The organism is Cryptosporangium arvum DSM 44712, assembly GCF_000585375.1.
GTDB classification, from domain to species: Bacteria; Actinomycetota; Actinomycetes; order Mycobacteriales; family Cryptosporangiaceae; genus Cryptosporangium; species Cryptosporangium arvum.
The window spans coordinates 3,362,796-3,388,176 of the sequence record NZ_KK073874.1; the positions used below are offsets into that span (position 1 = coordinate 3,362,796).

At 69.4% G+C, this 25,381-nt stretch carries 23 protein-coding genes and 2 pseudogenes; 14 read left to right on the plus strand and 11 right to left on the minus strand.

From position 1 onward, the window contains the following. Nucleotides 1–125: 125 nt before the first annotated feature. Genes CRYAR_RS15565 through CRYAR_RS15585 form a run of 5 tightly spaced genes read right to left on the minus strand, consistent with a single transcriptional unit; the run spans nucleotide 126 to nucleotide 5,565 of the window. A complete protein-coding gene (locus tag CRYAR_RS15565) occupies nucleotides 126–884 on the minus strand; it encodes an SDR family NAD(P)-dependent oxidoreductase (RefSeq protein WP_157017727.1) in 759 nt (252 codons plus the stop codon). Between the two features lie 14 nt (nucleotides 885–898). Beyond that, complete coding sequence (locus CRYAR_RS15570) at nucleotides 899–1,486, minus strand: class I SAM-dependent methyltransferase (RefSeq protein WP_035851566.1); 588 nt, start codon at nucleotides 1,484–1,486, stop codon at nucleotides 899–901. Next, complete coding sequence (locus tag CRYAR_RS15575; RefSeq protein WP_035851569.1) at nucleotides 1,483–2,424, minus strand: alpha/beta hydrolase; 942 nt, start codon at nucleotides 2,422–2,424, stop codon at nucleotides 1,483–1,485. The genes CRYAR_RS15570 and CRYAR_RS15575 overlap by 4 nt, the downstream gene beginning before the upstream one ends. Continuing rightward, nucleotides 2,421–2,777: a putative quinol monooxygenase gene (locus CRYAR_RS15580; RefSeq protein ID WP_051570292.1), complete on the minus strand. Its 357-nt coding sequence runs from the start codon at nucleotides 2,775–2,777 to the stop codon at nucleotides 2,421–2,423. Before CRYAR_RS15580 ends, CRYAR_RS15575 begins: the two co-directional genes overlap by 4 nt. A gap of 58 nt (nucleotides 2,778–2,835) precedes the next feature. Further along, on the minus strand, nucleotides 2,836–5,565 hold the full coding sequence (locus CRYAR_RS15585; RefSeq protein WP_211247464.1) for an ATP-binding protein: 2,730 nt from the start codon (nucleotides 5,563–5,565) through the stop codon (nucleotides 2,836–2,838). 115 nt (nucleotides 5,566–5,680) lie between these two features. Between CRYAR_RS15585 and CRYAR_RS15590 the strand changes: the two genes are divergently transcribed. Then, a complete protein-coding gene (locus CRYAR_RS15590; protein WP_035851572.1) occupies nucleotides 5,681–6,568 on the plus strand; it encodes an AraC family transcriptional regulator in 888 nt (295 codons plus the stop codon). Between the two features lie 407 nt (nucleotides 6,569–6,975). Here the strand turns inward: CRYAR_RS15590 and CRYAR_RS15595 are convergent, their stop codons facing one another. Next, nucleotides 6,976–7,737, minus strand: coding sequence for a nuclear transport factor 2 family protein (locus CRYAR_RS15595; RefSeq protein WP_035851574.1), 762 nt, complete (start codon nucleotides 7,735–7,737; stop codon nucleotides 6,976–6,978). A 76-nt stretch (nucleotides 7,738–7,813) separates the two neighbouring features. Here CRYAR_RS15595 and CRYAR_RS15600 point away from each other — a divergent pair, with 76 nt between their 5' ends. Continuing rightward, nucleotides 7,814–8,668: a helix-turn-helix domain-containing protein gene (locus CRYAR_RS15600; protein WP_035851578.1), complete on the plus strand. Its 855-nt coding sequence runs from the start codon at nucleotides 7,814–7,816 to the stop codon at nucleotides 8,666–8,668. Nucleotides 8,669–8,816: 148 nt separating this feature from the next. Here CRYAR_RS15600 and CRYAR_RS15605 read toward each other — a convergent pair whose 3' ends face one another. Continuing rightward, entirely contained in the window at nucleotides 8,817–11,033 is a 2,217-nt protein-coding gene (locus tag CRYAR_RS15605) for a recombinase family protein (protein ID WP_063725716.1), read from the minus strand. A gap of 92 nt (nucleotides 11,034–11,125) precedes the next feature. Between CRYAR_RS15605 and CRYAR_RS50715 the strand changes: the two genes are divergently transcribed. The 7 genes from CRYAR_RS50715 (at nucleotide 11,126) to CRYAR_RS15635 (ending at nucleotide 18,085) form a co-directional block, all read left to right on the plus strand. Beyond that, on the plus strand, nucleotides 11,126–11,362 hold the full coding sequence (locus tag CRYAR_RS50715) for a universal stress protein (protein ID WP_342673866.1): 237 nt from the start codon (nucleotides 11,126–11,128) through the stop codon (nucleotides 11,360–11,362). 130 nt (nucleotides 11,363–11,492) lie between these two features. After that, nucleotides 11,493–14,306, plus strand: coding sequence for an AfsR/SARP family transcriptional regulator (locus CRYAR_RS15610; RefSeq protein ID WP_063725717.1), 2,814 nt, complete (start codon nucleotides 11,493–11,495; stop codon nucleotides 14,304–14,306). Between the two features lie 36 nt (nucleotides 14,307–14,342). Beyond that, nucleotides 14,343–15,293, plus strand: a complete 951-nt coding sequence (locus tag CRYAR_RS15615) for an alpha/beta hydrolase (RefSeq protein ID WP_035851582.1) — start codon at nucleotides 14,343–14,345, stop codon at nucleotides 15,291–15,293. A gap of 1 nt (nucleotide 15,294) precedes the next feature. Next, entirely contained in the window at nucleotides 15,295–16,005 is a 711-nt protein-coding gene (locus tag CRYAR_RS15620; RefSeq protein WP_035851586.1) for an alpha/beta fold hydrolase, read from the plus strand. Between the two features lie 51 nt (nucleotides 16,006–16,056). Next, nucleotides 16,057–16,350 (plus strand): sigma factor-like helix-turn-helix DNA-binding protein, encoded by a 294-nt coding sequence (locus CRYAR_RS15625; protein WP_035851589.1) that lies wholly within the window; start codon nucleotides 16,057–16,059, stop codon nucleotides 16,348–16,350. 10 nt (nucleotides 16,351–16,360) lie between these two features. Beyond that, the gene (locus tag CRYAR_RS15630; RefSeq protein ID WP_051570298.1) at nucleotides 16,361–17,170 is read left to right on the plus strand and encodes a SigB/SigF/SigG family RNA polymerase sigma factor; all 810 of its coding nucleotides are present in this window, start codon (nucleotides 16,361–16,363) and stop codon (nucleotides 17,168–17,170) included. Between the two features lie 15 nt (nucleotides 17,171–17,185). After that, nucleotides 17,186–18,085, plus strand: a complete 900-nt coding sequence (locus tag CRYAR_RS15635; protein ID WP_035851592.1) for a DUF4331 family protein — start codon at nucleotides 17,186–17,188, stop codon at nucleotides 18,083–18,085. Between the two features lie 221 nt (nucleotides 18,086–18,306). Here the strand turns inward: CRYAR_RS15635 and CRYAR_RS48590 are convergent, their stop codons facing one another. The 3 genes and pseudogenes from CRYAR_RS48590 to CRYAR_RS50720 all read right to left on the minus strand — a co-directional run. Then, complete coding sequence (locus CRYAR_RS48590; RefSeq protein WP_211247468.1) at nucleotides 18,307–18,462, minus strand: hypothetical protein; 156 nt, start codon at nucleotides 18,460–18,462, stop codon at nucleotides 18,307–18,309. A 6-nt stretch (nucleotides 18,463–18,468) separates the two neighbouring features. Continuing rightward, the gene (locus CRYAR_RS48595) at nucleotides 18,469–19,185 is read right to left on the minus strand and encodes an NAD(P)/FAD-dependent oxidoreductase (protein ID WP_211247469.1); all 717 of its coding nucleotides are present in this window, start codon (nucleotides 19,183–19,185) and stop codon (nucleotides 18,469–18,471) included. A gap of 13 nt (nucleotides 19,186–19,198) precedes the next feature. Then, a pseudogene (locus tag CRYAR_RS50720) lies at nucleotides 19,199–19,516 on the minus strand (FAD-dependent oxidoreductase); the annotation flags it as partial. A gap of 95 nt (nucleotides 19,517–19,611) precedes the next feature. Here CRYAR_RS50720 and CRYAR_RS15645 point away from each other — a divergent pair. From CRYAR_RS15645 to CRYAR_RS15660, 5 genes and pseudogenes are all read left to right on the plus strand, one after another. Then, nucleotides 19,612–20,004 (plus strand): cupin domain-containing protein, encoded by a 393-nt coding sequence (locus tag CRYAR_RS15645; protein ID WP_035851594.1) that lies wholly within the window; start codon nucleotides 19,612–19,614, stop codon nucleotides 20,002–20,004. Continuing rightward, nucleotides 20,001–20,096, plus strand: a pseudogene (locus CRYAR_RS50725) (cupin domain-containing protein); the annotation flags it as partial. The gene CRYAR_RS15645 and the pseudogene CRYAR_RS50725, both read left to right, overlap by 4 nt. 33 nt (nucleotides 20,097–20,129) lie before the next feature. Then, the gene (locus tag CRYAR_RS15650; RefSeq protein WP_035851596.1) at nucleotides 20,130–20,552 is read left to right on the plus strand and encodes a MerR family transcriptional regulator; all 423 of its coding nucleotides are present in this window, start codon (nucleotides 20,130–20,132) and stop codon (nucleotides 20,550–20,552) included. Between the two features lie 5 nt (nucleotides 20,553–20,557). Next, nucleotides 20,558–21,523 carry an NAD-dependent epimerase/dehydratase family protein gene (locus tag CRYAR_RS15655; protein ID WP_035862961.1) on the plus strand — a complete coding sequence of 322 codons (966 nt, stop codon included), beginning with the start codon at nucleotides 20,558–20,560 and terminating at the stop codon, nucleotides 21,521–21,523. 123 nt (nucleotides 21,524–21,646) lie between these two features. Next, nucleotides 21,647–24,379 (plus strand): ATP-binding protein, encoded by a 2,733-nt coding sequence (locus tag CRYAR_RS15660; RefSeq protein ID WP_211247470.1) that lies wholly within the window; start codon nucleotides 21,647–21,649, stop codon nucleotides 24,377–24,379. Here the strand turns inward: CRYAR_RS15660 and CRYAR_RS15665 are convergent. Next, a complete protein-coding gene (locus CRYAR_RS15665; protein WP_169745036.1) occupies nucleotides 24,359–25,357 on the minus strand; it encodes a helix-turn-helix domain-containing protein in 999 nt (332 codons plus the stop codon). The two genes, CRYAR_RS15660 and CRYAR_RS15665, sit on opposite strands and share 21 nt — an antisense overlap. Nucleotides 25,358–25,381: the final 24 nt, after the last annotated feature.

Sequence of the window (25,381 nt, forward strand, 5' to 3'; positions counted from 1 at the left end):
TCCTTACCTACGGTGCGACTCCCACGGAGGTGCGGGGTCCGCCGCGCGTCGGGCAGCGCGCGGCGGACCCCTGCCCCCGCTGCCTCACTCGAGGCGTTCGGGGCGGCCGAGTGAAGCAACGTCCCTCAGAGGCTGAATCCCCCCGAGACCTCGATGTCCTGCGCTGTGATCCAGCGGCATTCCTCGCCGAGGAGCATCGCGACGACCATTCCGATGTCGTCGGGCTCACCCAGCCGACCGAGAGCCGTCCTGGCCACGATCGGTGGGATCACCTCCGGAAAACGCTCGAAGGAATCATCGGCGATTCGGGTCCGCGTTGCTCCCGGAGAGACCGAGTTCACCCGGATCCCACGAGCGCTCAGCTCTTTCGCGAGGTAACGCGTCAGAACCATCAGGCCGCCCTTCATCGAGCCGTATGCGGAATATCCCGCCTCCAGGCCGGAACTCCGGGCCGCGTTGCTCGTGGTGTTGATGATCGCCCCACCATCGGTCATCAACGGCAGCAACGTCTGCGTCAAGAAGTAGGGCCCTTTCAACAGGACCCGCATCAGCGAGTCGAACATTTCCTCGGTGGTGTCCTCGAAGAGCGCCATCCGGCCGAATCCGGCGTTGTTGACCAGGAAATCGATCCGGTCGCGCTGCCAGACGACACGGGCGGCCTCCGCCACGGAATCGCGAAAGGCAGCGAAGGTCTCGGACTCGCCGACGTTCAGCGGCAGCGCCACGGCGGTGCCGCCCGCGTCCGAGATCGTCGAGACCGTCTCGCGGGCACCATTTTCATTGCCGTGATAGGTCAGGATCACGCCCGTCCCGCGGCTCGCGATCTGAATGGCGGCGCTCTGCCCGATTCCGGAACTGGCGCCGGTGACGACAGCGATCTGCATGGTGGATCTCCCCATCAGTGTGGCTGGCGGCAGTGGTAGACGAAGGCGGGCGGCAGGTTGGCCCACACCGTCCGGCTGAGCACGACCTCCTCGAACCGGTCACCGAGCAGACGCCGTAGCCGACGGGCAGATGGAGCCCACTGCGCGTGTGTGTACGCGAACGTGGTGAAGGTGCCGTGCGGAGCGAGCACCGCGGTGACGGCGTCGAGCAGGTCGTCCTGCTGGTCCGGCGTGAACGCCGCCCACGGCAGGCCGCTCACGATGACGTCACCGGAGCCTTGGTCTGCGACGTCGGGCAAGCGGCGTGCATCAGCCACCGCCACCTCGATCTGGGGATAGCCGGCCGCCAGCCGCTTGGCGAACCGGGGGTTGATCTCCACGGCGAGGTGCCGTCCGCGTCCGGCGAGCCGGCGTTGGATCGCCGCGGTGAACGAACCTGTGCCGGGGCCGAGTTCCACGATCACCGGATCGCCGGTCGACGGTACGGGCGCGGTCACGACCTCGCTCAGCATCGAGCCGCTGGGCGTCACCGATGCGACCGTGAACGGGGCACGGAGGAACTCGCGCAGGAAGGTCGTGCGCTCGAGGGCGGCGGCGGTCACGGGGCGAGCACCCGCTGCAGCCAGTTGTTGCGGGTGCGACGTGCGGCGGCCGCGATCCGTGCGTGTGGGTAGAGGGCATCGAAGCCGTGGAACCCGCCGGCCCAGACGTGTAGTTCGGCCTGGCCTCCGGCGGCCCAGATACGGGTGGCGTAGGCGACGTCCTCGTCGCGGAAGACCTCGGCCGTCCCGGCGTCGACATACGTCGTCGGTAGGCCGGAGAGGTCCTCGGCGACGGCCGGGGAGACGTAGCCGGGTACGTCGTCGGGGGCGAGGTCACCGAGAACCGATCGCCAGCCGAATTCGTTCATCTCCCGCGTCCAGACGCCCGGATCCCCGGAGAACTGGTGACTCGACGTGGTGCCGTTCCGGTGATCGAGCATGGGACAGATGAGCACCTGAGCTGCGATCGACGGCGTACCGCGGTCGCGTGCCAGTAGCGTGAGACCGGCGGCCAGCCCGCCACCAGCACTGATTCCGGCAACGATGATGCGGGCGGGATCGATGCCGAGCTCGGCGGCGTGCTCCACCGTCCAGGTCAGTGCGCGGTAACAGTCCTCGACCGGCGTCATGCCGGTGGCTTCCGGCGCCAGCCGATAACCCACCGTGGCCACGACTGCGCCGAAACGGTCGAGCCATTCGAGCGGGATGTCGATCTGGGAGTATCGGTCTCCCATGACCATCCCGCCGCCGTGCAGCCACAGCACGCACGGCGCGGCTTCGGACTCCGGAGGGCTGAAGATCGACACGGGGATCGCCGCCCCGTCCGCGGCGGTGACGGTGACGTCGCGCAGGCCCGCGGCCCGGCCCCGCAGATACGTCTCGACCGGCGGCGAGGGGTAGGCACGGAACTGAGCGAGCAACTCCGCGTCGAGCACGGACGAGAGGGGCACGTCGGCGAGGAGCGCGCCCAGCTCCGGGTCGAGGCCGGGCCGGTTCATTTGCCGCTCGTCTCGAACGCGGGCTTGCCACCGACGGGAACCGCGTCGGAATAGGATGATTCGCCGTCCAGCAGCGGCTGGAGCTTCGCGACGAAGGTCTGCGCCGCATCGCCGGCGAAGAAGGCGGCGTGCGCCTGTTCGCTGCTCCAGCCCTCCGCGACGGAAACGACGTCCGGGTTGCCCGCCGAGCGGCTCACCAGGAACACGAGACAGTCCTCGTCAGGGAGAGAGGGTGCGTCGAGCAGCAACGCGACCAACTCGTCGCCCCGTCCGGGCTGTGCGGTCATGACGGCGTGGAAGCCGTGGGTGATGGTCACGGCAACGACTCTCAGGTCTGCGGCGGCTGCGCTCATCAGTCATCCTTCTCCGAGCTCACCGCGTGCCGTGCCGCCTACCGAGGCCGACGACGACTTAGGAAGAGAGGGCGTCCCGGAGCCCGGCACGGGACGCGATGCCGAGCTTGGGATAAACGCGGTAGAGATGTGCGCCGACCGTGCGGTGGGAGAGGCGGAGCCGCTCGGCGATCTGCCGGTTGGTGAGCCCCGTGGCCGCCAACTGCGCGATCTGGAACTCCTGCGGTGTCAGCACCGCCGGGCCGCCCGCCGGGATGTCAGCGACGCGGTATTTCGTGGCCCGTAGCTCACCGTTGGCGCGCTCGACCCATGGCTCGGCGCCCATGGCCGCGAACCCGTCCCGCGCGGCGAGCAGATGGCGGCGGGCGCGAGCCGACGACCGGGTCCGGCGCCACCGTTCACCGAGGGCGAGCCGGAGTCGCGAGGCTTCGAACAGCCACCGGTCAGCGGCCGGGCTCGCCAGCAAATCCTCCAGCCGGGTGGCCGGTCGTTCCTCGTCGACCAGGAACTCGGCACCGGCCTGGAGGAGTTCCATCCGGGGCGACAGCGAACCGATCTTGGCGGTGCGCAGGGCGTCGACGTGTGCTCGGGCTTCGGCCGTGCGTCCGGTCCGCAGGGCAGCCTCGACCAGATCGAGTATCACCCATGTGCAGTGCGGCACGTGCGAGGCGAGCGCGCCGGGTGGGCTCAAAGCACTGGCGTGCAGGAACGCGCCTTCCCAGTCGCCGCGGCCGACGGCGGCGAGCGCCCGCGGATGGTGCGCGAACAGAACCGCGGCCCGCACGCCGCGGGGGAGCGCCCAGTGCGTCATGTCGTCGGCGAGAGCACCCGCCTCGTCGAATCGTCCGCGTCCCGCTGCGACGATCGCCCGGTTGTACTGGAAGTACCACGCGAAGAACGAGAAGCCACCGGCGGCGCAGACCCGCTGCCCCTCGGCCGCGAGCCGTTCGGCCTCGTCCCACCGGCCGACGAGATAGTCGTCCAGGCAGAGGTGCATGAGGGCACCGAGGTGGCGGCGAGCCGGACCACCCTCACGCCCGTGCCGGACGAGCCGCCAGGAGGACTCGCGACAGTCACCGAGCCGGTCGACGTACACCGAGGCCGTACCGATTCTGACGGTGCGACTTAAGTCGGCCTCGTCGGACAGCCCGTCGAGGAACGCATCGACGTCCGGCAGCGCTCGTGCTGCCGTGCGGACCGGATCGGGGAAGGTCCGGCTCGTCAGCGCGAGGAGTTCCGGCGGACCGGGCCGCAACCGTCCCAGCGCCTGGTAGTAAGGCTCCCAGTACTCCGGTGCGCCGCCGTACCAGGACAACAGCAGCAGGGTGTGCATCGCCTCGATCAGCGCGGGATCGTCGGCCCGGTAGCCGTGGCCGCCGGTCTCGATCGCGCCGACCAGCAAACGGTGGGCGGTACTGACGTCGCCGTCGCCGTTGAGTAGTAAGAAGGCGGCGGCGTTGGCCGCGTGGAGTGAACCGGCGGAGTCCGGTGCCGCCCGGCGTGCGTCGAGCAGCAGGCTCTGCGCGTGGTCGACGGTACCGCTCGCTTCGGCTCCGATGTAGGCGGCTTCGGCGAGCCGGCGGCCGCGTTCGGTGCTCGCCGGGCTCAGTTCGGCGGCGCGGACGAGCGCGGCCACGGCACCGAGTGCGTCCCCGCGCACCATGACCCGGCGCGCCACCCGTTCGAGCAGGTCCGAAACCGCCTCGTCCGGCCCGGCCGCAGCCGACGCCAGGTGCCACGCCCGCCGCTCCTCGTCGTCGGGCAGCGCCGCCGCGAGATCGATGTGCGCGCGGCGGCGCTCCTCGTGGGCGGAGACCGCCACGACCGCGGAGCGGATCAGCGGATGCCGGAAGACGACGCGGGCCGTGGAGTCGTCGACCCGGACCAGTCCCGCTTGTTCCGCCGGGGCGAGATCGACCAGACCCTGATCGAGCACCAGACGCAGGACACCGGTGTCGCCGGTTCCTTCGAAGGACGCCAGCAGCAGTACCCGGCGGGTCGGCTCGGGAAGATCACCGATCCGCGTGGTGAACATCGCCTGGAGACGCTCGCTGAGTGGCACCACGTCGACCGGGTAGCGAGCGTCCCCCAGCGTGGACGGCAATTCCACCAGCGCCAGCGGATTGCCGCGGGCGAGGTCGAGCAGCCGCCGCCGGGACCTGGGCGGGAGCTGGGGGAGACGGGCGTCGACCAACTGGCCGGCCGCGGCCAGGTCGAGCGGTGCGACCGTGATCTCGGCCGTTCCCCGCGGATCCAGGAAGGTCGCCGCTCCGGTCCTGGCCGACGCCAGCAGCCCGGCGCGGCACCCGACCAACCGGCGCGCGATGAACCCCAGCGCGACGGCGCTCGCCCGGTCGACCCACTGGACGTCGTCGATGAGGAGGAGCACCGGCGTATCCACGGCGACGGCCGTGACCAGCAACAACGCTGCGTTGCAGACGAGCAATGCGTCCGGTGCCGGGCCGACGCCGAAACCGAGCGCGACCGACAGTGCTTCCCGCGGGCCGGGTGTGAGCCGGTCGAGATCCGCGTGCAGGGGCAGGAGCAGCTGGTTGAGCGCGGAGTAGCTGACGTCCGCTTCGAACTCCGACCCGGATGCCCGCAGCACCCGGACCCCCGCCGGACCGGCGAGCTCCGCCGTGGCGGCCAGCAGTACCGATTTGCCGACGCCGGGCTCGCCCCGGATCAGGCGCGCGCCCCCGCTGGGCCGATCCGGGCCGGTCAGGCCGGTCACGAATTCTGAGAGCCGCTCGAGCTCCGCTTTCCGCCCGAACAGTTCGATATCCACCAGGGCCTCTCCGGTCGCCGTCTGACCCATCGAAACAGGCAGTGAGCGACGTGTGCTTGCCCAAAAATCGCGATCTTCGGCCGGATCCTGCCGAAGTCGCGCTATTAATCGGATCATGGCCCTCGACGAGCTGTCCGTCCTGCTTGCCCGGCACGCCCGGCCGGATTTCACCACCGGTATCGACGACCTCCTGATCGTTCGGGCGGACCGGCCGTACGCGCCGAAGGCCGTCACCTACGGCCGGATCCTCGCGGTGACCGTTCAAGGCACCAAGCGGTTGGCGATCGGCGATCGCGTCTACGACTATCGCGCCGGGCAGTACGTCGTCGCCTCGGCGGAGTTACCGGTCGGCAGTAACTTCACCGAGGCGGGTCCGGAATCCCCCGGTCTAGGCCTGGGCCTGAAGCTCGACCCGGCCGACGTCGCGGACCTCCTGTTGCAGATCTCCCCGCACGATCAGCCTGATCCCGGCGTCGCAGCGGGTCTCGCCGTCAGTGATGCCTCGCCCGAACTGCTCGACGCCCTCCTACGGCTGGTGCGTCTGCTCGACCATCCGGAGGACGTTCCGGTTCTGGCGCCGCTGATCAAGCGGGAGATCCTCTGGCGGCTCCTCACCGGTGAGCAAGGTGCGATGGTGCGCCAGCTCGGCCTGCCCGACAGTAACCTCAGCCACATCGCGCGGGCCGTCCGATGGCTGCGGGCCAACTACACCGAGCGTGTTCTCGTCGAGGACCTGGCCAGGATCGCCAACATGAGCGTCTCGGCGTTCCACCGCAACTTCCACGCGGTCACCGCGATGAGTCCGATCCAGTACCAGAAGCAGATCCGGCTCCAAGAGGCTCGGCTCCAGCTCTCCGCCCGGGCCGGTGACGTCGGGGCCGTCAGCCGGCGCGTCGGCTATGACAGTCCCTCGCAGTTCAGCCGTGAGTACCGTCGGCAGTTCGGCACGCCCCCCAGCCGCGATACCACACACCTGCTCACCGCCGAGCCGTCCGCCCACTGAGGGTCGGCGTCGCGCGGCCGGGACCCGGAGAGCAAGACTCTCAGCCATCCGGTCGCCACTACGGGTCATCCCGTGCCGGGCGACCTGTGGGGATTGCCCCCTACGCACCCTTCGAGCTGCGCAAGGCTGAACTCGTTTGCCGCTCCGCGAGGTGCATGAGCATCGCGACCGACAGGACGCCCATCACGGCGGACGGTAACAACGGCGAGGAGTCGAACAGCAACGGCCGCACTCTGCCGTCCGGTTGCCGAATCATCGCGACGGTGTTCGATGTCCGTAATCGATCCCCACCCAGGAGCCCATCACGGGGCGTGAGCATAGGGCCCACCCGTCATCACGCCGCGCGGGCCCGCCGGTACGGCTGATCGACCGACCTCGATCAGCCGCCGACACTTCGTCGAAGCCGATCAGAACAAGCCGTTCCCGTGGGGCAGGGTGGCCGGGATCTCGGGGGTGACGTCCCAGTGCTCGACGATCCTCCCGGCGTCGACGCGGAAGAGGTCGTAGAACGCGGTCCGGGTCGGACCGAAGGTGCCCTCCGACACCGTGAGCACGAAGTTGCCCTCGGCGATCACCCGGTGGACGGTGTCGTAGACCATCGCGATGCCCTGGTCGGCCAGCGCTTGGAGCGCCGATCCGAGCCCGTCGAGGTCGTCGCCGATGCCGACGTTGTGCTGGGCGTAGCTCTCGGTGCTCAGGTACTCGGTGAGCAGGTCGACCTTGCCGCCCTTGAGCACGTTCTCGACGAAGCCGGCCACCAGTTCCCGGTTGGCGTCGGTCTGGTCCAGGTCGGTGACCTCGGTGGGGCCATCGGTCTGCGAGCGGCCGGACACCGTCTCGGCGACGACCGGAGTGAGCGCGTCCCAGTGCTCGGCGAGCTTGCCGTCGACCACCCGGAAGATGTCGAACGCGACGAGCGGGTCGGGACCGAAACCGTGGTAGGTGCCGTGCAGGGCGACCAGGTCACCGTCGGCGACGACCCGGTGCAGGTCGTAGCGGAAGCCGTCGGGCAGGTTCTCGACGAGCCCGCGGATGCCCGCGGGGCCGTCGGCGGCGAGGCTGCTGTGCTGGACGTAACCGGGGGAGACCCAGCGGTCGACGGCGGTCGCGTCCTTGTCGCCGAACAGCTCTCCGGCGGCGGTCAGAACGACGTTCTTGGTGGTGGTCATGATTTCACTCTCCTGTTCCGTTGGTCCCAACATAGGAGAGGGACAGTGATGTGACCGGGTACGGTGGTGACTTGTGATGGTCAAAAACCGACAGGCTATCCGGGAACTCGGTTTCGCCGCGCCGGCTGGGATCCCCCGTGGCGTCGAGGTCCTGAGCTTGGCGCAGTTCCGGTCCCGGGTCGTGTCCGGTCCGCCGCAGCGGCCGACCTTCCATCACCTGCTGACGATCGAGCGCGGTTCGTTGCGGCACACGGTCGACTTCACCGGCTACACCGTGGCATCGGGAGGCTGGCTGTGGGTGCGGCCGGGGCAGGTGCAGCAGTGGGGCGAGCTCGGTGACGTCGGCGGCACGCTCATCCTGTTCGAACCCGATTTTCTCGACTCCGGCACGGTGACGGCGGCGCGGCTCCGGGACGCCCACGCCCCGGTCGTCTACCAGCCGGCCGAGGACGACCGGCAGCGGCTCACCGACGCGATCGTGCACCTCACTCGGGCGTTCGAGGCGCCGGGCAGTCTGCCGCTCGACATCCGTCAGATCGTCCTGCGGCACCTGCTCGCGGTACTGCTGCTGCGGCTGGCGTTCGTCCCGGGCGACAGCGCGCCGGAGCCGAGCGACACGTTCCTGCGCTTCCGCGACGCGGTCGAGCACGCGTTCGTGCGCACCCGGCGGCTGGAGGACTACGCGCGCCTGCTCGGTTACTCCAGCCGCACGCTGTCCCGCGCCACCCGGGCGGCAGTGGGAATCAACGCGAAGGACTTCATCGACCAGCGCGCGGTGCTGGAAGCCAAGCGTCTGCTCGCGCACAGCGATCAGACCGCCGCGCAGGTCGCGGCTCGGCTCGGCTTCAGCAGTGCCACGAACTTCACCAAGTACTTCCACCAGCGAACGGGGACCACGCCGATCGCCTTCCGTGCCGCGCTGCGCGGCTAGGACCTGGTGGGAAAGCTGGTCGGCATAGGCGTTCGTTCGCCCACGCCACGGTAACCGGCGGTCCCCGTGTCGCCGACCCGAAGGGCGTCGTGGTTCCCGCCCCGGCGACGGGCGCAGTCGGTGAGGTCTCCTGGGTGGCGGCCCGGGGTCAGGAACCGGCCACGTTCGTGGGCGCGGTCCAACCCGTAGCTCGGATCCGCTGGGCCATGTCCAGGGCGGCCGGCTCGATCGGGCGCACCACCGCGAGGTCTGAAGGGTGTTCCGGCAGTGACGCGAACTGGCGGAACATTGCCCGGTCGAGCTCCGGAACGCCTACCGTCGCGCCGTCCCAGACCTGAGCAGCCGGCCCAAGCCGGGAAACGTGTCGAACGGCGTGCCGACGATCTCGCCGCGCGCGAATAGCCCGACGTCGAAGCTGGTAAGGAGTAGACCGTCGCTCAACTCGCTGCCGGAGTAGTACAGCCCGTACGCGTGAGCGGCCCGACGTGATGCCCTCCGCGAGGGTCAGGCCCAACCGTCGAGGTAGCCCGCCGGTTTCCGGGTCGACGCCGAGCGCAGCCTGAACGGCGTCCTGGTGCACGCACGTTTCGAGCAGGGCAGTTCCCCACGTGGTCTCGCGGTCGTGGGCTCTGGCCGACTGGATGCGTACCCGGGGTGACCGCGCGGGACCGAGCGAGAGGTCTCTGGTCAGGAGCAGCGGCGGTGTGCCCATGGTTCGGCTCGGACCTCGGACACAACCCATAAGCACATGGCCTTCGGGCCTGGCTTCGGCCGTGACGGTTCGCCGGCTGGGATGGTAAGTCAAATCCAGATTCAGGCTCCGGTAGACCTGTGCCCGGTCGGCCGGGTCGGAGTCGATCAGGATGCGGCGGATGCCGCCTAGTGCACTGACCAGCGCGTTTATGTCCTCGCTGTTCATCCTCGTTCGGCCGGTCAGCTCTCGGATCCGCGCCTCGGCTCGCACACGCTCGGCCTGGACTTCGGCGGTCCACTGCTGGATGAGTACCGGGTCGGTGCCGGCTTCCAGAGCGGCGCGGTAACGCTGGAGGCGCTGTCCGCACGACTGGATGGCTTCCTTCGCCGCGGCGAGCGCAGCGTCGTCGGTAGTGTCCTCGGCTTCGCTCATCGCGGTGAGCGTCTCGGTTAGCTTGGCCGGTGCGAATGCCTGGCTGAGCCACTCGTCGACCGGGCCGGCGAGGACGTCCTCCCGGAGGTAGACCGTCTTCGGGTGCTCAACGTGGTTGGCGGCGGCGTAGTCGGCCGGGTAGCGACACCGGTAGTGGTTGCGGCCGTTGTTGAAGTTGCCCTGCATCAGCCGGCCGCATAGCCCGCACCGAACTCGGCCGGAGAACAGGTAGTGCCGCTGCATGGTGCGTGTCTTGCGAACGTTGGGCCGGCGGGCTCCCGCGGCCGTAAGCGTTTGGACGCCTTCGAAGTCCTCGGGCGTGACGATCGCGGGATGCGTCGGCTTGGTCGACCAAATCCAGGTGTCCTTGTCATTCCAGCGCATCTTGGTCTCGTGGCCGAGTGCGACGTCTTCGACATCGATGAGGACCTCGTCTTTGCGCTGCTTGTTCCAGACCTCACGGCCTGTATACCGAGGATTCAGCAGGATCGCGCGGACGGCGGATTTGCTCCACGCGACTCCGGTTCGGTGGCTGTTGCGCTTCCGGTCGTGGGCGGAGGGGCACGGGATGCCGTCTCGGGCGAGTCCCTGGGCGATGGCGAAGAACCCGCGGCCGTCGAGGTACTCCGCGAATATGCGGATGACGACGGGCGCGGCGACCGGGTCGATCTCCAGCACGTGTAGACGCTTGCCGTCGGCAGCCTTCGCGGGATTCGGGTGCGGGCCGGCGTCGCCGAGCCGGTAGCCGTAGGGCGGGCGACCCGCGAGATAGCGGCCTTCGGTCGCTGCCTGCGCAGCCATCGTCGAACGAACGCGAATCTTGATCCGGTTGCGCTCGCCTTTGCTCATGCCGCCGTAGATCTGCATGACGAGGTCGTGCGCGTCGCTTCCTGGGTCGATCGCTCCGCCGACCTCGGGCACCCACAGCTCGACGCCGTAGTGCACGAAGAGCGGAAACGTCAGCCCGAACTGGTTGCCGTAGAACGCGCACTGCGGTTCGCCGATGACGACGGCCTCGAAGCCTCGTTTCGGGTCCCGGATCGCCGCCAGCAGCTCGGCGGCACGGGGCCGGCGCGACCATGGCAGCGACCGGGACATCCCGATGTCGAGGAACTCGGCCACGATCTCGCCACCGACCGGAGCGATCAGCGCCTCTGACCGCGACCGCTGCCAGAGTCGAGACGCTTCCGGGTCTTGCTGGTCCTCGGTCGAGACTCGGCCGGCGAATGCGAACCTCACGCGGACTCCTCGGGTCGGCCGCGCCGTGCGGCGGCTGAGCGGATGAGGCGAAGGAGTGCTGCGGCGGCCCGGGGCGACAGCACGGGAGGCTGATCGGGCATCGTCACCCGGATCAGCATCCCCAGGTCGAGGCGAGCTACGTGGCCGATTCACGTTTGCCGGTGGACGCTCTCGTCGCGCAGTCCGGCCACGCCGACCTGCTCGTGCTCGGTACCCACGGGTGGGGAGGGCTGGCCGGCCTGGTTCATGGCTCAGTCACTCAGGACGCGTTCGCACGCGCGAATTGCCCGATTGTGGTCATCCGCGAACCGCACGACAGAGTCGTCTGACGTATTACTGCGGAAATCCGCTGCGGACAGGATCGGTTGCGGGGCACCTGCCCAGCGAACGGAGGCTCCGATGGCGAATGCCGAGAACGAAGACAACCTGTTCAGCTCGCCCCCCGTGTGGTGACAGGCGATGCTGCGATTCACGATTCTTGGACCGGTGAGTATCCGGCACGGGGATGCCGAGGCGGAGATCGGCGGGCGGCAGCCCCGGGTGGTGCTCGCGCTGCTGCTGTCGGCGGCCGGTTCCAGCGTGAGCGTGTCCGAGATCGTCGATACGCTCTGGGAGGAGGATCCGCCCCTCAGTGCGGTGAACGTCGTCCACCGGTTCATCGGGATGTTGCGACGCGTGATCGAGCCGGACCTACCGGTGCGGACGGCCGGCAACTACATCGTGCGCAGTGCGGCGGGATACCGGCTCCGGGCCGATGCACAAACGCTGGATCTGCTTCGCTTCCGGGCGCTGGCCGGCCAAGCGAGACAAACCGTCGAGCCGGATGGGGCGATCCGTCTCTACGCTGAAGCGCTCAGATTGTGGCAGGGACCGTCGGCCGCCGGGCTCGAGACGGTCTCCCGAATCCATCCAGCCTTTCTCGCGATCGATGCCGAATGCTCACTGGTCGCGCGCGAAGCCGCCGACCTCGCGCTGCGCCACGGTCTGCTGACCCCGGTGATCCCGGCGTTGCGCCGGGCCGCGCGGCTCAGCCCGTTGGACGAGGCGCTACAGGCGCGACTCGTCCTCGCGTTGGCGGCCGACGGCAGGCAGTCGGAGGCCATGGCGACGTTTCACGCGGTGCGTCGACGATTGGACGACGAACTGGGCATCGACCCGTCGCCGGAATTGCTGGACGCGTACGAGCGCCTCCTGCACCAACGAGCCCTACCGCCGTCAGCGCCGGCGGACCGCCCGTCCGTCCCCATGCAGCTGCCGGCCGATCATCCGTTTTTCAGCGGCCGGGCAGCGGAACTGGTCCGGGCCAGGGCACTCCTCGGAGAGGATCAGCGACAGGCCCGGCCCATCGTCGCGCTGGCGATCGATGGGATGCCCGGCGTCGGGAAGACCACCTTCGCTGTGCATCTCGGGCACCAATTGACAGCGGACTACCCGGACGGTCAGCTCTATGCCGACCTCCGCGGCTTCAGCGACGAGGGTGCGGCGATGGCGCCGGCCGAGGCGCTCCGGGGCTTCCTGGCTTCGCTCGGTGTCCCCCTGTCGGACCTGCCGCCGGAACTGCACGCGCTGGCAGGGCTCTACCGCAGCATCCTAGCCAATCGGAGAATGCTCATTCTTCTGGACAACTGCCGTGATTACGATCAGGTACGCCATCTGCTGCCGTCCACGCCCGGGAGTTTGGCGATCGTCACCAGTCGGACTCGGCTGACCGGCCTCATCAGCAGTGGAAGCGGTCAGCCGCTGCCGTTGGACCTGCCGGACAGGGACGAGGCCAGGACGTTCCTCGCTCGCCGGCTGGGCGGTGAGCGGGTAACCATCGATCACGTCGCGGTGGACACGATCGTCGATCGCAGCGGTCGGTTGCCGCTCGCCCTGGCGCTCGTGGCGGCGCGGGCCGCGATGGCGCCCGGCACCCCGCTGGCGGAGATCGCGGCCGAGCTCGCCCCGGCCCAGGATTTCGTCGGGTTCGGTCCCGCTTCGGCAACCCATCTGCGGGCCGTCTTCTCGTGGTCGTACCGCGCGCTGACCGCGGAGGCGGCGCGCCTGTTCCGCCTGCTGCCCCTCCATCCCGGACCGGACCTGACCGTGCTCTCGGCCGGTGCCCTCGCCGGCGTCGATACGCGCACCGGGGCCCATCTGCTGGGCGAGTTGACGTCCCACCTGATGGTTCAGGACAGCGACGGGCGATACCAGGTACACGGTCTGCTGCGCGCCTATGCCGAGTACCTGAGCGAACGACACGACGCTCCGGCGCAGCGCCGGGCGGCGACGCTTCGAGTGTTCGCGTATTACCAGCACTCGGCGCACGCCGCTCACCTGCGACTGGACCCGCAACTACCGGAGCCGGTTCCGGCCCCGGCCGACGTGACACCGCTCCAGTTCCGTACTCAGGACGAAGCGATGGCGTGGTTCACTGCTGAGCGGCAGGCGTTGACGGACGTCGTGCGGACGCGAATGGACGACGCCCGCGGGCTCGCCTGGCGAACCGCCTTGACCATGCAGGACTTTCTGCACTCCAGCGGGCGCACGCCGGACTGGGTCGACATCGCCCACGCCGGTCTGGACGCAGCGACCCTCGACGGTGACGTCGGGGGTCAGGCCCGTCTACTGCGCAGCCGGGCGGGGGCGCTGTTCATGCTCCGTGACTTCGGGGGTGCCCTGAGGCACCTTCGCCGGGCCCGTCGTATCGTCGAGTCGGTAGGGGACGACGCCCAGCTGGCCGCCATCGATATCAATGCTGCCTACGTGCGCGGCGCGCAGCGCCGCTACGCCGATGCGGTCGGGCACGGCGAGCACGCGCTGGCCGCCTATCGGCGTCTCGGTGACGTCCGGAATCAGGCTGCCGCGCTGCGTGTCATCGCCGCGAACATCGCCGGCGAGGGGCGGCGGGACGAGGCGGTCCGGCTGCTGCGTGAAGCGCTGACGCTGTCGAACAGTGTCGACGACACCAGAGGCGCCGGCCACTGCTGGGATCTGCTCGGCACGATTCACCGGCAGGTCGGCGACCGTCGGAGCGCCGTCGTTCACTGGCATCGCGCGGCAGCGAACTACCGCCGGGCGGGGGCTCCCGCAGCCCGGGCCGCGGTGCTGCTGGCGATCGGTGACCTGCACGAACAGAGCGGCGATCGTGGGGCCGGCCGGGCGGCCTGGATCGAGGCACGCGCCGCGCTCGGCGATTCGGCTGGCCCTTTGGCCCGCGTCGTGCAGTCGCGGCTCGTCGTCAACGCCCCGCTCACACTGGACCCACACTGGTTCGGCACTGCACCTTCCTAGCGTCGTTCTCGACAGCCACTAGGTCGGGAGGCACCAGTGTCCGAAGTCGTTCTGGAAGCGGCCGCACAGGAGTTCGCGGATGCCACGTCCAAGCCGCCGTTCATCTATCAACTCTCGCCGGTCGAGGCCCGCAAAGTTCTCGACGACGTTCAAGCGGGCCCGGTCGACGCGCCGCCCGTGGACGACGAGTGGGTTCTCGTGCCCGCGTCGGTGGGTGACGTCCGCGTGCGCATCGTGAAGCCGCAGGGCGCCAGCGGTGCACTCCCGGTCGTCCTCTACATCCACGGGGGTGGCTGGGTGCTCGGCAATGCCGGTACCCACGACCGGCTCGTCCGGGAGTTCGCGGTCGGGAGCGACGCCGCCGTCGTCTTCGTCGAGTACACGCCGTCGCCGGACGCGCACTACCCGGTGGCGATCGAACAGGCCTACGCGACGGCCCGCTGGGTGGTCGCCGAGGGCGCCGCCCACGGCCTGGACGCCACCCGGATGGCTGTCGCCGGTGACTCGGTCGGCGGCAACATGACCGCGGCGGTCGCGATCCTCGCGAAGCAGCGGGGCGACGTCACGTTCGTCCACCAGTCGATGTACTACCCGGTCACCGATGCCCGGCAGAACACCGAGAGCTACCGCACGTTCGCCGACGGGCCGTTCCTCACCGCCGCCGGAATGGCGTGGTTCTGGGACAACTACGCCCCTGACCACTCGGTGCGCTCCGAGATCACCGCGTCGCCCAACCTGGCCTCGCCGGAGGACCTCGCCGGTCTGCCCCCGGCGTTCCTTCTCGTCGACGAGGCCGACGTGCTCCGCGACGAGGGAGAGGCGTACGCCGGCAAGCTGCGCGCCGCCGGCGTGCCGGTCACGACGGTCCGCTACGACGGCATCAGCCACGACTTCATGATGCTCAATCCGCTGAAGGACACGCACGCCGCGAAGGGCGCCACCGCCCAGGCGATCGCGGTGTTGCGGCAGGCACTGGGGCGGGCCTGACATGGCTTCGAAGCCCACCGTCGTGCTGGTCCACGGTGCGTTTGCCGACTCCAGCGGATGGGGCGGCACGATCGTGCGGTTGCTGGAGACCGGCTATTCGGTCGTCGCCGCGTCGAACCCGCTGCGTAGCGCCGCTACTGACGCCGCGCAGGTGCGGGCACTCGTCGACAGCATCGACGGACCGGTCGTGCTGGTCGGGCACTCGTACGGCGGTGTCGTCGTCTCGGCTGCCTCGGTCGGGGCACGGAACGTCCGGGCGCTGGTCTTCGTGGCGGCGTTCGCTCCCGCGAACGACGAAAGCGCAGCGACACTGTCGTCGCTGTACCCGGGCAGCACGCTCGGCGACGCGCTACGACCGGTGCAACTTCCGGACGGCGATCAGGATCTGTATATCGACCAGGAGCGCTTCCACGCGCAATTCTGTGCGGACGTCCCAGACGACCTGGCGACACTGATGGCCGCGACCCAGCGTCCGATCACGGCCGGCGCGTTGAACGAGGCCGTCACTGGGCCGCAGGGGTGGGAATCGCTTTCGAGCTACTTCCTGATCGCCGGCGCCGACCGGAACATCCCTGCGCCGGCGCAGCACTTCATGGCCGAGCGCGCGAAAGGCGTCGTCCGTGAGGTGGCGAACGGCTCGCACGCGGTGTTCGTCGCGCACCCCGACGTGACCGCATCGCTCATCGACCGGGCCGCGGGCGAGTCGGCCTAGCGATCCCAGGGGTGGCGGGCGATGCCTCCCGCCACCCCTCGGTGGGTAACTGTGGACGAACTAGATGCATCGCTGCTACCGCTACTCGACCGCCTGACGCCGCACGAGCAGGTCGCGTATGTCCTCCGCGAGGCGTTCGCCTGGCCCTACCAGCACATCGGCGTAGGGCTGGGACTCCCGGAGTGGACCGTCAGGCAGGTCGTTCGCCGCGCGAGGGCGCGGCTCGAGGACCTGCCCTGGGTCCGTCCTCCGGTGACCGCGACGAGCGTGCTCCACGCGGCCCTCGCCGAGGCCGACCGGACCGGCGACCCCTCGGTGCTCATTGCTCTCGCCCATGCGTCGTGAAAGGACGGACATGACCATCGCGCCGATCGCCCCCTCGGAGGGCGACACCGAGGACCCCGACTACTCAGACCATTCCGCGGTCGCACCGCTGTTTCGTCGCTTCGCGGCGCTGACCGACGTTTCATCAGAGAAAGCCCTGCTCCGCGAGCGGCTGATCCTCATCCACCTACCCTTGGCCGAGCACCTCGCGCAGCGATTCTCCCGGCGTGGCGAACCGGTCGACGACCTGGTCCAGGTAGCTCGGCTGGGCCTGCTGAAAGCTGTGGATCGCTTCGATCCTCGCCGCGACGTACCGTTTCTGGGCTTCGCCGTACCGACGATCGCCGGAGAGATCCGGCGCTACTTCCGCGATCACGCGTGGTACGTCCGGCCGCCCAGACGGCTCCAGGAGCTGCACCTTCGCCTCAACACGGCGTCCACGGAAATGTTCCAACGCGATCACCGCGCACCGACAGCTCGCACGCTCGCCGAGCACCTCGGCCTGCCCACCGACGAGGTGCACGAGGGACTACAGCTGACGAATTCCTACGCGCCGCTGCCGCTGGACGCTCCCTCGTCGGCGGGATCCGACGGCCCGTCGGTGATCGAGTCGCTCGGTGCACTCGACGAAGCGCTGGCCCTGGTCGACAACCGTGAGGCGTTGAAGCGGCTCATCGCCGACCTGCCCGAGCGGGAGCGCCGAATCCTCGGCCTGCGGTTCTTCGACGAGCGGACCCAATCCCAGATTGCTTCCGACATTGGCGTCTCCCAGATGCAGGTCTCCCGTCTGCTCTCGGCAACGCTCACCCGCCTCCGCCGGCAAATCCTGGCCGACGCCTGACCACCCGGAGAAGAAATGTCGCACCACCTCGACTCACCCCTGTCCCGGCGCGATCCGCGGCTCAACATCACCGACCAGTACCTTTTCGATGACCGCGACGGGACGGTCTTCGTCCTCAACACCCGCACATCGCTGGCCGGCGACACGGCACCAACGGGATTTCACGAGGAAGGCCGCTACGAGTTCCGAATCCACCTGGACGGTGCCGAAATCGAGAATCTGACCTTCCGCTTCGCCTTCGACGAGGAAGGGAATGGACTGCAACCGTACCGCCTGTGCCGTCTGGAGGGCGATGACGCGGCGGACGACGGTGCGACCGGCACCGAGATCCTCTACGGGCACACGGACCGGACGAGCGACTCGCCCGACGGCATACAGGCCTGGGCCGGGCGTGCACTCGACCCGTTCTACCTCGACCTCGGTCAACTCGACCTGGTCAACCGGTTGATCCTGCGAGGCGCGGATTCGGATCCGACGGAATACAAAGCGGTCAACACCTTCGCCGGGGCGACCGTGCAGAGCATCGTCCTGCGTGTTCCTCACCGGGACCGGGCGCTCTTCGCCGAGCGCGACATCCGGGTGTGGAGCACCACCCGGCTCGCGACCGACGCCGGGGGATGGCGGCAGATCGGTCGGGCCGGTCTGCCGACCCGCCCAGAGGCATACGCGGACCGCGTCGTCGACCGGATCATGCCGGACACGCTGCCCTATCGGGTCGGCAGCCCGGCCACGTTCGGCTTCTCGGTATTCAATGGCCGCCACCTCGCCGACAATGCCCCCGAGGTGATGTTCTCCCTGGCCATGAATTCCGCGATCAGTACCGGCCTGGCACCCGCGTCGGCGGTTGAGACGCGATCCCCGCGCTTCCCCTTCGTGGTGCCGGCGGGGGACGCCAGCCGACGGCGAGATGGGTAACGCGAGCTTGTCGAGCGCCCTCCGGAGCCCACCTCGTCGAGCGGAGCGCGCCAGTCGGCGCGCTCCGCCCAGGACGGTTCGAGTGGCCGGAACACGTCACGCTGACTGGCGTTGTACGGCGGTCGACGGCCAGCAGCCGTCCGCGGACTTCGAGGAAGTCGACGAGACCCGTATCCGTGCTCATGCCGCGGACGCTAGGAAGCGGCAGTGCCGAACGAGTGTCAGTCGCCGGCGGCCCGTTGCCGCAGGGCATTGCGCGCGGTGACCTGCTGTGTGGTTACGACGGCTTCCGAGCGGGTCCGGCCCAGAAAGCTGATAGCCCAGCGCAGCAGGACGGTCACCTTGTTGCGTAAGCCGTACAGGTACCAGATGTGCACGCCCGACTAGATGAACCAGCCAATGGCGCCGCTGAGCCGGACCCGACCGAGATCGGCGATGGCGGAGAATCGCGACACTGCCGCCAGGTTGCCCTTGTCGAAGTAGGAAAACGGTTTGCCCAGACGCTTACCGGCCAGCCGTCGGGCGATGACGCGACCCGCTACCGCCCGCCTTGAATCGCGACCTGAGCCACCCCGGGTAGCCGGTCCAGGCTCATGGCCTCGCCGAGGACGAAGATCTCGGGATGACCCGGCACCGTGAGGTCGGGGTCGACCAGGATCCGCCCGGCCCGGTCGATCGGGGCCGCCAGTAGTTGCGGCGAGGCGGACGTCCACGCCGATCCGGAGCAGCCGTCGTTCCGCTTCGGCGGACAGCCGTGGGTCGAAGGTGGGCAGGACCCGATCGACCGCGTCGAGCAGGACGATGCGCGCCCGGCGCGGGTCGATGTGCCGGTACTGACCGGGGAGCGTGCGGTGGGCGATCTCGGCGATCTGTCCGGCCATCTCCACGCCGGTAGGGCCGCCACCGACGATCGCAGACGTCAGCCGGTGGTCCCGCTCGGCGAGGTCGGTACTGAGCTCGGCCATCTCGAACGCGCTGAACACCCGTCCGCGGATCTCGAGCGCGTCGTCGACCGTCTTCAGGCCCGGGGCGTAGGTTGGCGTACTCGTCGTGCCCGAAGTACGACTGCGTGGCGCCGGCGGCGACGATGAGCGTGTCATAGTCGACCTGGTAAGTGGACGCGCCGTCGGACGCGGGCATCGTGACGTTCCTGGCCGCCGGGTCCACGTCGGTGACGGTGCCGAGCACGAACTCGGTGTTCTTCTGGCGCCGGACGACTTCCCGCACCGGAACGGCGACCTCGCCGGGGGACAGGATGCCGGCGGCCACCTGGTAGATGAGCGGCTCGAAGACATGGGGATTGGTCCCGTTTATCATGGTGACGTCCGCCGGAGCCCGCTTGAGTGTCCGGGCGGCATACAGGCCGCCGAAACCGGCGCCGACGATCACGACGCGGTGCCGTACCTGCTCTGCCATGGTGGTGCTCCGCATCCGTCGGCGCTGGTGACCCTGTGGGTTAGACGCCGAAGGAGTTCCCGATGTGACGCGTCACTGGATTCGCACTGGGCGCTCCTAGCGTTGTCGTCATGACTGATGAGGCAGCCCAGAACCCCCTGACCGTCCTGCAGAAGGTGCAGCCGCCCTTCGTGCCGGCCGACGCGGAAGGCGTCACCTTCACCATCGAGTATCCGCCGGGCCACCCTGGTGCCGCGCCCCACCGCCACCCCGGACCTGCCTTCGGTTACGTACTCGAGGGCGAGATGCGTTTCGAGCTCGAAGGCGAACCCGAGCGCGTGATCCGCGCCGGTGAGGCCTTCTTCGAGCCCGGCGGAGACGTCATCCACTACCAGGACGGCAACCACAGCGACAGCACTCGGCTGCGGTTCCTGGTGACGTTGCTCTGTCCGCCGGGTGCACCGATGCTGACGTTCGTCGAGGAGTCGGAACTCGCGGCCCGCCGGGCACGCCGGATCTTCTAACTGCCGGCGAGTTCGCGGTCATCACCCAGGAGCGGCACGAGCTGGTCGCCCTGGAGGATTCCGTGGTGCTGCTCACCGTGGCCGTGCCTTGACCTGAAGCGCTTCAACTTCTGCAGACTCAGGGCATGGTTCCGATCCAGGAAGTCGCGCGCCGGAGCGGGCTGTCCGAGGCGACCCTCCGTTACTACGAGCGCATCGGGCTGATCGCGCCGGTGCCGCGGGACGAGAGCAGCGGGCATCGCCGCTACGACGAGGACACCGCGCAGGCGATCGAAGCGCTGGCCTGCCTCCGCACTGCCGGTATGGGCATCGCCGACATGCGCGCCTACCTGCGAGGAATGTCGGATGGTCCGGATGCCGCACGGCAGCAGGCCGAGCTGTTCGAGAAACACGCCGCCCAGCTGGCCGAGCAGATCGAGACGCTGCGCAGCCGACAGCGGTACCTCGACGCGAAGGTGCTGCTGTGGCGGGCCCGCGAACACGGTGACCGCGGAGCCGAAGAACAGGCGATCGACGCGGTCACCCGGGCCGCGTCCGAGTTGAGGTGAGATCGATGGCACAAGTATTGGTCACCGGCGGTAGCGGTTTCGTCGGCGCGCACACGGTGGTCCGGCTAATCGACGCCGGGCACAGCGTGCGGACTACGGTGCGGTCGCTGCGCCGGGTCGACGACGTCCGGGCGATGGTGGCCCGGCCTGGCGCTGCGCTGACGTTCGTCGAGGCCGATCTGGCCGCTGATACCGGGTGGGCGAGGGCCGTCGACGGCTGCGAGTACGTGCTGCACGTGGCGTCTCCGTTCCCGGCCGGGGAGCCGTCGGACGCGGACGAGGTCATCGCTCCGGCGCGCGACGGCGCGCTCCGGGTGTTGCGCGCCGCCCACGCGGCCGGTACCCGCCGAACCGTGCTGACCTCGTCGTTCGCCGCGATCGGGTACGGCACCACGCTGACCCGGCCGTACGACGAGTCGGACTGGACGGATCCCACCGACGACTTGCCGGCCTACATCCGCTCGAAGGCAATCGCGGAGCGTGCGGCCTGGGACTACGCGGCTGCGGCCGGCGTCGAACTCGCCGTGATCAATCCGACCGGCATCTTCGGCCCGATCCTCGGACCGGACTACTCCACGTCGATCGGCCTGGTCCAAGCCATGCTGAACGGCGCAATGCCGACCGTGCCCCGCGCGTCGTTCGGCGTCGTCGACGTGCGCGACGTCGCGGATGCGCACATCCGGGCCATGACCGCACCGGACGCCGCGGGAAAACGGTTCCTGTGCACCTCGGAGGCCACCGACGACCCGTTCGCCGGAGCGCAGTGCAGCTACCTCGAAATCGCTCACATCCTCCGTCGTCGATTCCCGGAGCGCGCGGACCGGCTCCCGGCCGGGGAGGCGCCCGGGCCGGAGGCGCCCGCGAAGGCGTACCGCATCGAGCGGATCCGGACCGTGCTCGGCTGGAAGCCGCGGTCGGCGGAGGAAGCGGTCGTGGCGACGGCGAAGAGCCTTCTCGCGCTCGCCGTTTGACCCACACTGCACAGGTCTTTCCCCAGGCTGCGGAGAAATCCGGCTCAAGAGGCAAATCCGGCGCGGCGTGCGGTCGGCTCTGCGAACGTCGTGATCGTGTACGGAAACGCGGTTTCACATCGGGTGGACGCCCCAGCCCGTGGCCATCGGATCTTCGGGCGAGACGCCGAGCTGAACGTCCTGCGCGTCATGCTGTCCGAGGCGGCCGAGGGTCGGGGCGCTGCCCTGCTGATCCGCGGTGCGGCCGGGGTGGGCAAGTCGGAACTGTTGCGGTCCGTCGGTGCGACCGCCGCCGCCGAGCAGAACCTCACCGTCTTGTCGGCCGCCGGCGCCGAGCCCGAACGATGGTTTCCGTTCGCCACGCTGCAACTGCTGCTGCAACCGATGGCCGACCGGATCAACACCGTGCCGGGAACGCACCGGATGGTGCTACGCGGCCTGTTCGGTGGTGCTGAGGCCATGCCCGACGTCTACCGCGTCGGGCTGGCCGTGCTCGAACTGCTCGCCGAGGCCGCCGAGCGTCAGCCCGTTCTGCTGCTGATCGACGACATGCATTGGGTCGACTCGTCCAGCCGGGACGTGCTGGGTTTCGTGGCCCGCCGGGTCAGCGCCCACGCCGTCGTGGTGCTCGCCGCATCGCGATCGACGGAGCCCGCTTTCCCCGAAATGCACCTCGAGCCGCTCGCGCCAACCGCGGCCGCCGACCTCCTCGACGCGAGCGGACGTGACCTGGCCGCACCGCTGCGGACACTCATCTTGGAACGGGCCGCGGGCAATCCGCTCGCACTCGTGGAGCTTCCCAAGGCGGCACCGGATGCGCCGCTCGGACCGGACGACCTGCCGCTGACCCGGCGGCTGGAGACGGCATTCGCTGATCGCACCACCACCATGAGCCCGACCGGCCGGACGTTTCTGCGGGTGCTGGCGGCCGCGCCCACTGCCCCGACCGATCGGCTGCTGGAAGCCACCGGCCAGCTGACCGGTGAGCCCGTGGGTATCGACGCCATTCAAGAGGCCCTCGATGCGGACTTGGTCAGCGTGGACAGGAACACGATCGAATTCCGGCATCCGTTGATGCGCTCGGCAATCTACGAGCAGGCGTCAGCCGCCGAGCGGCACGCCATCCACCGGACTCTCGCCGCTGTGCTGAGTGACGACATCGAGAGTCGACTCGTGCACGAGGCGGCAGCGACCATCGGATGCGACGACGAGCTGGCCGACCGCTTGGTGGACTTCGCGGAGCAGTCGCGATCCCTCGGGCGTCTCGCGGCGTCCGTTCAGGCGCTGCGGCGGGCGGCCGAGCTCATGCGTGACGCGCAGCGCCGGACCACCGCCCTGGTGCTGGCCGCGGAGCTCTCGAGTCAGCTCAGCGACCGGCACCGGACTCAGGCCCTGCTGGCCCGTGCCAATCTGTCCGTGGTCGGTCCGGTGGAGCGCGCCCGCCTGCTGATCATGTCCGACAGCGCGGCGTTCGAGCCGGACGAGCCGCATCGCCGCATCTCCGACATGACGATCGCGGCCGGTGGGGCATTCGACGCCGGGGCTCGGGAAGTCGCGGAGGACCTGCTCTGGAGAGCAGCGGCCCGCTGTTTCTTCCAGGATGCCGATCGGTCCACCCGGGCGAAGATCACCGCGGAACTGGCGAGATGGCGGCCGGACCCGGCGTCGCCGCACGCGGTGATCATTCGTGCGTACGCCGAGCCGTACCTCCACGGCTCGGAAGTGATCCGCGGGTTGAACACGGTCAGCCCGGGCTCGGCCGACGGTCGCCTGACGCATTTCCTCGGGTCCGGCGCGATGGTCATCGGCGAGTTCACCGGCAGCACCCGCTACCTGGCCCGGGCTGCGGCGGCGCTTCGTTCACAAGGCCGGCTCGGATTGCTGGCTCGCACCTTGGCGGGTGCCTGGCCTCGGTTCTACCTCGGTCAGCTCGACCGTGCCCGCGCTGACGCCGAGGAGGGCCTGCAGTTGGCCCGCGAGACCGGGGAAACCATCGCCTCACTGGGCCTGGGGGCGTCCGCCGGGCTGATCGCGGCCATGCGAGGCGACCATGAAACCGCCACCCAGCGGGCTCAGGAGGTCCGCGCGAGCAGCATGTTCGACGGGATGCCGTTCGCGGCGGCGATCGTGCGACAGACCGACGGGCTGCTCGCGCTCCAGGACGGACGCGCTACGGAGGCTTACGCGATTCTCGCCAGCGTGTTCGACCCCACCGATCCGCATCACCACTCGGTGAGTCGTTGGCTGCTCGTCCCCGACTTGGCCGACGCCGCGGTTCTCGCCGGAACCGTGGAGCACGCGCGGGAGTTGCTCGGCGAACTGCCACGCCTGACCGGACTGCTGCCCTCGGAGATGATGCGGACGGCGCACGCTTACGCCACCGCGGTACTCGCCTCGGACGAGTCAGCCGAGCAGGCGTACTCCGACGGAATCGCCGCGCTGCCGTCCGGAGTCGCGCTGATCCGAGCACGACTGCAGCTGCACCACGGCCGGTGGCTTCGCCGCCAACGACGCTATACGGCCGCCCGTGAACCCCTGCGTGCTGCTCGTGACGCGTTCGACCGGCTCGGCGCGCGGCCGTGGGCGGAGACGGCGAGCAGCCAGCTGAGGGCCAGCGGGGAAGTGGGCAACCGCCGCCGCCCGAGCCCCGGTGAGCAGCTCTCACCGCAGGAGCTACAGATCGCGGTGCTGGCCTCGCAGGGGTTGACCAACCGGCAGATCGGCGAACGCCTGTTCATCTCGCATCGCACGGTCGGCGCACACCTGTACCGGATCTTTCCGCGGCTCGGTCTGACCGATCGGCGGCAGCTCGCCGCGGCCTTGGCCGCCGGTGGCCTAGAACTCACTGACGCCTGACGCCGACTGGTTCTCGGCCCGCCAGTGGTTCTCGGCTCGCCACTGGGACGGCGTGACGCCGTATTCGGTCCTAAACCGCCGACTGAAGTGCGCGGGATTGCGGAATCCGAAGGATTGGGCGAGCGCCGCGATCGGCTCCCGGCGCCGCCCCGGGTCGGCCAAGGCCGTCCGCGCGGCGCGCAGCCGCGACCGGATGATCAGTTGCTCGATACTCACCGACTCCCGCGCACACGTCTGATGGAGGTGGCGGACCGAGACGTTGAGCGCGGCCGCGATCCGCGCCGGCCCGATGCCCGGGTCGGTGAAATGGTGCGAGACGTACGCCCGTACCTGCACCACCAGCGAGGAAGGCTCGTCCGCGCGGTCCGCGGCCGACATCAGCAGTGCCCGCGTCAGCGCGATCGTCGACCGTCCGACCGCAGCTGAAACCTCGGCGTCTGCGGCCAGCCTGTGGTCGCGGCCGATCGAGATCACGTGGGTGAGCATCAGGTCGTAGAGCGGGCTCCGCTCGAGCCGCAGCGCGGCCCGCCGGACGATGGCGGGCGGTAGGTCGAGCGCCTCGGTCGGAACGTGCAACGCATGCCCGTTGTTGTCGGGGGCCACCGAGAATCGGTAGGGCTCGGACAGATCCAGGAGCGACAACGTGCTCGGCGACACGGCCCGCTCGACGCCGAACTGCGAGCGCCTACCTCCGGCGTTGCCGCGGAAAGCGAGCGAGATGACCGGGTGAGCGCCGCTGTTGACCTGACGTGGCGTCCGAAGGAATTCATGACGGAACGAGGCGCGGTTGTGGAGCACCTGAACCGCACCCAGGCCCCAGGACTGGATCTTCGCGGAGAAGGGAGATCCCCCGGACGACGAGTCGAGCACGATGGTGGAGGGGGCCGTGGCGTCGACGAGCAGAGCCCGGAAGGCGTCGACGCGATCACGCGGCGTCACCTGATCGGTGTCGAAGGCGAACGCAGTGTCGTCGGTCACCATACGGGCGGCCGCAGCCACAAG